The 6,267-nt window shown below is 69.8% G+C and carries 9 protein-coding genes; 4 read left to right on the top strand and 5 right to left on the bottom strand.

Annotated features, from left to right (window positions below; genetic code table 11):
* Together G6030_RS09185 and G6030_RS09180 are read left to right on the top strand one after the other, a co-directional pair.
* On the top strand, window positions 1-343 hold a 343-nt coding region (locus G6030_RS09185), incomplete at its 5' end, for a hypothetical protein (protein ID WP_206680900.1).
* Between the two features lie 117 nt (window positions 344-460).
* Window positions 461-1,018, top strand: coding sequence for a GNAT family N-acetyltransferase (locus tag G6030_RS09180; protein ID WP_182642921.1), 558 nt, complete (start codon window positions 461-463; stop codon window positions 1,016-1,018).
* A gap of 19 nt (window positions 1,019-1,037) precedes the next feature.
* On the opposite strand, the gene G6030_RS09175 is transcribed toward G6030_RS09180, so the two are convergent.
* Window positions 1,038-1,451, bottom strand: a complete 414-nt coding sequence (locus G6030_RS09175) for a MarR family transcriptional regulator (RefSeq protein WP_063972728.1) — start codon at window positions 1,449-1,451, stop codon at window positions 1,038-1,040.
* 112 nt (window positions 1,452-1,563) lie between these two features.
* Here G6030_RS09175 and G6030_RS09170 point away from each other — a divergent pair, with 112 nt between their 5' ends.
* On the top strand, window positions 1,564-2,808 hold the full coding sequence (locus G6030_RS09170; RefSeq protein ID WP_182642920.1) for a cytochrome P450: 1,245 nt from the start codon (window positions 1,564-1,566) through the stop codon (window positions 2,806-2,808).
* A gap of 13 nt (window positions 2,809-2,821) precedes the next feature.
* Here G6030_RS09170 and G6030_RS09165 read toward each other — a convergent pair whose 3' ends face one another.
* Entirely contained in the window at window positions 2,822-3,106 is a 285-nt protein-coding gene (locus G6030_RS09165; RefSeq protein WP_182642923.1) for an AzlD domain-containing protein, read from the bottom strand.
* Window positions 3,107-3,150: 44 nt separating this feature from the next.
* Window positions 3,151-3,894 (bottom strand): AzlC family ABC transporter permease, encoded by a 744-nt coding sequence (locus tag G6030_RS09160; protein ID WP_182642919.1) that lies wholly within the window; start codon window positions 3,892-3,894, stop codon window positions 3,151-3,153.
* Between the two features lie 84 nt (window positions 3,895-3,978).
* On the opposite strand from G6030_RS09160, the gene G6030_RS09155 reads away from it, so the two are divergent.
* The gene (locus G6030_RS09155) at window positions 3,979-4,398 is read left to right on the top strand and encodes a VOC family protein (protein ID WP_182642918.1); all 420 of its coding nucleotides are present in this window, start codon (window positions 3,979-3,981) and stop codon (window positions 4,396-4,398) included.
* A 39-nt stretch (window positions 4,399-4,437) separates the two neighbouring features.
* Here G6030_RS09155 and G6030_RS09150 read toward each other — a convergent pair whose 3' ends face one another.
* Window positions 4,438-5,700, bottom strand: coding sequence for an MFS transporter (locus G6030_RS09150; protein ID WP_347238620.1), 1,263 nt, complete (start codon window positions 5,698-5,700; stop codon window positions 4,438-4,440).
* 74 nt (window positions 5,701-5,774) lie between these two features.
* On the bottom strand, window positions 5,775-6,267 hold a 493-nt coding region (locus tag G6030_RS09145; RefSeq protein WP_182642917.1), incomplete at its 5' end, for a YqgE/AlgH family protein.

Raw genomic sequence — 6,267 nt, 5'->3', positions numbered from 1 at the left:
GAGAACTAGCATGGACCCGATCTCGATCCTCATTGCCACGATGATCGCCAACACCGCCGTGCCCGCCGGGGCCGCGTCCGCCGCGCCCGCTTTGGCAGGTGCGGCTGCGGCAGTGGCCGCAGCTCCCGCTTGGGCCGTCCCTGCGGGCATCGTCGGTACCGGCGCCGCGGCTGGCGGATCGGCTGCCCTCGGGGCAGGGGCGGGCGTCGTAGCGAACAACCCGCACGCTGCCACCGGCATTGAGAATGCCTTTCATGAGGCGATGAATAACGCCAAGGACGCTGCTGCGGGGTCGATCAACAACATGAACATCCCGGGTGTCCCTTACATCACCTTCAACTGACCTAAGTTGAACGCCGCGCCAAGCCTAGATGGTCACTGAGCCTCAGAGCTGATCGCCGTGCCGCCCTCTCCCCCGCAACAGCCGGGTAGGAGAGGGCGGCACTGTTCTAATAGGGCGGTGACCAGCGTGACCTACCTTCAGCAGACCACCGCGGACCAGCTTCGCCCGACCAATCGCGCAGATCTCACGATCTCCCGCGTCTTTCCCGCCGAGCCCGCCTTCAACGAGCGGATGTACCGCGTGATCGGCAGCGACTGGAACTGGGTCGACCGCCTCGACTGGTCACAGGGCCGCTGGGTCTCCTATTGCTCCGACCCGTGCGTCAGCACCCTCCGCGCGAGACTGGGCGACGAGGTCGTCGGCTACGCGGAACTGCGCATGAGTCCCTGCGACAGCGCAGCCGACGCGGCCACTGCGGGCGGGACCGGGTCCGACGATGACGGAGTCGACGTGGAGATCGTCTACTTCGGCATCCTGCCCGCCTTCGCTGGCCGCGGCCTGGGCGGCTGGTTCCTCTCCGAGGTCTGCCGCATCGCCTGGAACGTCCCGGGCTGCCGCCGCGTGTGGCTGCACACGTGCGCCGACGACTCCCCCGCCGCTGTCCCCAACTACCTCGCCCGCGGGTTCGTCGAATACGACCGGGCGGACACCGGCTGCGACGCCTGCACTGCGTGATCCAACGAGCGGGCCCGGCTCACTGCTCGGGAAGCCGACTCAGCGCCCGACCGCTCATCCGCGAGATCAACTTTTCTGCGACCGCCCCGAACGCCTGCAGCTCGTCGTCGTCACATCCCTCGAACAACCAGTCGGCGAGGCCGACGCGCGCCGTCACCACCTCATCCACAATCCGGCGCGACTTCTCCGTCAGGCTCACCAATCGCACCCGCCGGTCATCCGGCGGCATCGTCCGCTCCACGTGACCACTGGCCACCAGGCCGTCCACCAGCGCCGTCACCTGGCGCGGTGAGCAATCGAGGTACGTCGCCAGCTCCACCTGCTTGCACTCACCCTGCAGGCCCAGCACGAACAGCAGCTCCAACCGCGGCACGGTGAGACCGTAGTTCGCCGCCGCGCGCGCGATGTGCCCGGCCATCTGCTCGGAGAGCATTAACGCGCGATCGAGAATTTCCCTCGAAGATAGTGCCACCTGGTTATAGTTACCACTATTCACGGTTTCATCCCCACCGGGGGCCGGTGGGCGACCAGTCTCAGGAGACATCATGGACGTGACCATCCCGGCGGGCTTCGACTTCACCGACCCGGACCTGTTCGAGAAGCGGCTCCCACACGACGAGTGGCGCCAGCTCCGGCGGACGCAGCCCATCCACCGCGTCGACAAGCGCCCCGGCTCCGACGGTTTCGACGACGACCACTACTGGCTCGTCACCAAGCACGCTGACGTCAAGGAGATCTCCCGCCTGACCGGCGAGATCTTCTCCGCGGGGGAGAACACGATGATCCCGCGCTTCGCCGAGGGCACGCCGCGCGAGATCATCGAGGCCCAGCGCGCGATGCTCGTCAACGAGGACGGCGAGATCCACAAGAAGCACCGCCGCATCATCTCCCGCGGCTTCACGCCGCGCGGCGTCGCCGGCATGCGCGACGAGCTCGCGGACCGCGCGCGGAAGATCGTCACCGCCGCCGCCGAGAACAACGCCGACGACTTCGTCACCGCCGTGGCCTCCGAGCTGCCGCTGCAGGCGATCGCCGAACTGCTGGGCGTCCCGCAGGAGGACCGGCACAAGATCTTCGAGTGGTCCAACATCATGACCAGTTACGACGCCGGCGTCGACCCGGACGCGCCCGCCATCGCGTCGATGGAGCTCATCGGCTACGCCAACGCCATGGCCGAGGACCGCGCCGCCAATCCGCAGGACGACATCGTGACCAAGCTCGTCCAGGCCGACGTCGACGGCGAGCACCTCTCCGCCGACGAGTTCGGCTGGTTCGTGACCCTCCTCGCCGTCGCCGGCAACGAGACCACCCGCAACGCCACCACCCACGGCATGGTCGCCATGCTCGAACACCCCGATCAGTGGGAGCTGTTCAAGCGCGAGCGGCCCGAGACCGCCTACGACGAGATCCTGCGCTGGGCCTCGCCGATCACCCAGTTCCAGCGCACCGCCATGGAGGACACCGAGATCGGCGGGGTGTCCATCGCCGAGGGCGATCGGGTGCTGATCTGCTACGGGTCGGCGAACTTCGACGAGGAGGTCTTCGACGACCCGTTCACGTTCAACATCCTCCGCGACCCGAACCCGCACGTGACCTTCGGCGGCCAGGGCCCGCACTACTGCCTGGGCGCGAACCTCGCGAAGATGCAGCTCGAGCTGATCTTCAACGCCGTCGCCGACCACCTGCCAGACCTCACCGCGCTCGGCGACCCCAAGCGCCTGCGCTCCGGGTGGCTCAACGGCCTCACCGAGTGGAAGGTCGACCTGGGCGTGTGCTCCGTGGCGAGCTGATCCGCCCGTGTGCTCAGCCCAGCCAGGCCTGCAGCACCATGTACGTCGCCGTTCCCAGCACGATGCTCGCGGCGGCGCGGCGGAACGCCACGTGCACGCCCAAGGTGAGCGCGAGCGCGACGGTCGCCGGCACCCACGAGCCGAGCGCCGTGGTGGTGTCACGCAGGGTGTAGACCACCAGCACCACCATCACGCCGGCCGGCATGGTGCGACCGAGATAGCGGACGACGCCCGAGTCGCGGAGGCGGGTGAGCGCGACAAACGGGGCGGCCCGCAGAGCCACGGTGACGAGGAACATCACGCCCAACCCGGCGAGGAGGTAGGCGGTCCCGGGGACGGCGGTCACGCGACATCACTCCCGGGCCGCTCCGACTGCCCGGGCCGCTCGGTCCGCTGCAGCCACGCGTACCGCACCAACAGCACGCCCACGAACGCACACAGACCCACGATGAGCATCTGGTCGGGTGCGACCACGGCGGCGATCAGCCCGCACACCAGGCCGATCACCGGCGCGGGCAGGTCGCCGGACGACCGCCACGCGTCCACGGCCAGCACGGCGAACAGCCCGGTCAGCGCGAACTGCAGTCCGTCCAGCCCCTCGGGGAGGGCGGTGCCGACGAGCGCTCCGATCACGCCCGGGATCACCCACAGGGACTGGCAGGTGATCGCGATGGTCAGCGTCCGCGGACCGCTCATCTCCGCGCGCCGCTTGGTCGACGTGATCGCGTAGACCTCGTCGGTGAGCGCGTACACGGCGTACAGCCGACCCAGCCGTGAACGGATAGCCTCGAGCGGGAAGCTCAGGCCGTAGAAGACGTGGCGGAAGTTCACGAGGAACGCGGCGGCGGCCAGCGAATACAGGGGAGTGACGGCGGTAAGCAGGCCGATCGCCAGGAACTCCATCGACCCGGCGTAGATCACCAGGGAGAACACGGGCGCCCACCACCAGTCGAACCCCGCCTGGGTCATCAGCACCCCGAACGCCAGTCCGAGCGGCACCAGTCCGAGCCCGACCGTCGAGCAGTCGGCCAGACCCTTGCGGATCTCTGCGCGGATCTCTGCGCTGGTGGAGGGGCTGGTCGACACGCCGGGCAGTCTAGCCAGCCACGATTTCGCATCACCCCCGACAGTGGCCTACCGCCGCCCGGCCGGTGGGCGCAGACTCGACCCATGGACGCACATCAGACGGGCACCCCACCCGCGCCGACAGTGTGGCACTGTTTCCGGTGCTCGGATTCCCGGACGGTGATCGACTGGCTGGTCGCGACCCTGGGGTTCGTGGAGACGGCGTGCTACTCCGAGGACGGCGTGGTGACCCACGCGGAGCTCCTGTGGCCCGAGGGCGGAGGCGTGATGCTGGGCGACGCGGGACGTGGCGCGGACGATCCGCACGCCTCGCCACCCGGCACCGGTCTGGCCTACGTCGTGACCGCCGACTCGGAGAAGGTGTACCGCAGGGCCGTGGCCGCCGGCACCGAGGTGGTGCTGGATCTCCGGGACACCGACTACGGGGATCGCACCTTCTCCGTGCGCGACCCGGAGGGCAACGTGTGGTCGGTGGGGCAGTACCGGGGCGCGCCTGCGCCCTGACGAGCGCGCAAGGCGGGGCGGTCAGGCGCGACGCGGCGGTCAGGCCCGGCGCTGGTCGGCGGCGGGTACGAGCGGAATCGCCAGCGCCGCGATCACGGCCGCGCCGGTGAACACCGGCCAGTAGCCGACGGCGTCGATCACCGCGGCGACCAGGGGAGTGGACGCCGAGATCGCCACGAACTGGGTGGTGTTCTGCACCCCGAGCGCGCGGCCGCTCCACCGGGGCCCGGCGAACTCGGCGACAGCGGTGAACGCCAGGCCGTTGTCGGACACCGAGAGCACGGTCGCGATCACGCCGAGCGTCACCGCGATGACCCCGGGCGCGCCCAGTGCTTCCGCCACCGCCAGCGCGGCCAGTCCGGCGGTCACCGAGATCGCCACGCCGCGAATGGGCGTCATGCGGGACCCCACCCGGTCCGAGACCGCGCCCGCCACGATCCGCGCGGCCGCGCCGAGCACCTGACTCACCGTCACCACGACGCCCGCGGACACCGCCGACCACCCGTGCCCCAGCACCAGCCACGTCAGCAGGAACGCCTGCAGCATGCCCTGCGGCAGCACGAGCAGCACCGACACCCCGTGGACGCGGTACAGGTAGCCGGACCCGCGGTACGGCGAACCGTCCGTCGCCGCGCCACTCCCCGCCTCACCGCCGGCGCCTGTCGCCGTGCCACTCATCGCCTCGGCGCCCGCGTCGCGCGTGGCCTCGGGTGGAGGCGGATCGGTGACGACGACGAGGGCCGCCACCGCCGAGACGGCGGCCATCGCCAGGGGGAGCGCGAACGCCGCGCCCAGACCGTACGACTGCGCGAGCAGCGGCATGGTCATGGCCGCGACCGCGGAACCGGCCGGCTGCGACATCTGGCGGACGCCCATGGCGAGCCCGCGGCGGTGCGCGGGAAACCAGCTCACGACCAGTCGCCCGCTCGCCGAGTTACCCGAGGCGGTGAAGGCGCCCGTGACCAGCAGCAATACCGCCAGCAACACGAACGACTCCACGAACAGTGCCGCGGTGAGGGTGACGGCGGCACCGGCCGACCCGGCTACCAGGACGACCTTCTCCCCGGCACGGTCGACGAGCCAGCCCCACGCGATCAACGCCGCGGCCATGCCGACCAGCGGCATCGCGACCAGGACCCCGCCCTGCGAGAGGGACAGTCCCATGACGCTCGTGAGATGGGGGAGCAGGAAGCCGACGCCGATCACGAACGCCGATCCGGACGCGGCGACGAACGTGGCCACGGCCAGCACCAGCCAGTGCCGGGCCGTCACCGTCGTCGACTCGCCGCCTACCGTCTCCACCTGCAGGAGCTTATGTCACTGCCCAGAATACGGAAACATCTTCCCACACCGTGAGACAGCGCCAGGCGACTATGTCAGTTGAGGTCGCCGTCCTGCAGGTACGTGGCGTACAGGGGCAGGGGCATCTCCTGACGGCGCAGCACCGCGCCCCACACGTCGACGCGGGCGGGCGCGAGCAGATCGCTGGGCAGGCTGGGCGCGACGTACCAGTCGCCGCGGTCGAGCTCGTCCTGCAGCTGACCGGGCGCCCAGCCGGTGTACCCGACGAACACCCGCATGCCGTCGATGTGCTCCCGCAGGAGGTCGGGATCGCTGTCCAGGTCCACGACGTGCACGCGGCCCTCGATCTGCTGGAGCCCACTGAACCGGTGGCCGTCGACGCCGGCACTCAGCACGACCAGGGCGATGCCGGTGTCGGGCTTGACGGGTCCTCCGATGTGGAACACGGACGGGGGAGCGCACAACTCGGACCAGGCGGGCAGGATCTCCTCGACATCGGTCTCGCTGCGCCGGGTGATCACCACACCCAGCGACCCGGAATGGTCGTGTTCGATCATGTAGATGATC

The sequence above is a fragment of the Dietzia sp. E1 genome, from assembly GCF_014145015.1.
Taxonomy (GTDB): Bacteria; Actinomycetota; Actinomycetes; order Mycobacteriales; family Mycobacteriaceae; genus Dietzia; species Dietzia cinnamea_A.
This window is presented reverse-complemented; position numbering and strand designations above follow the sequence as displayed.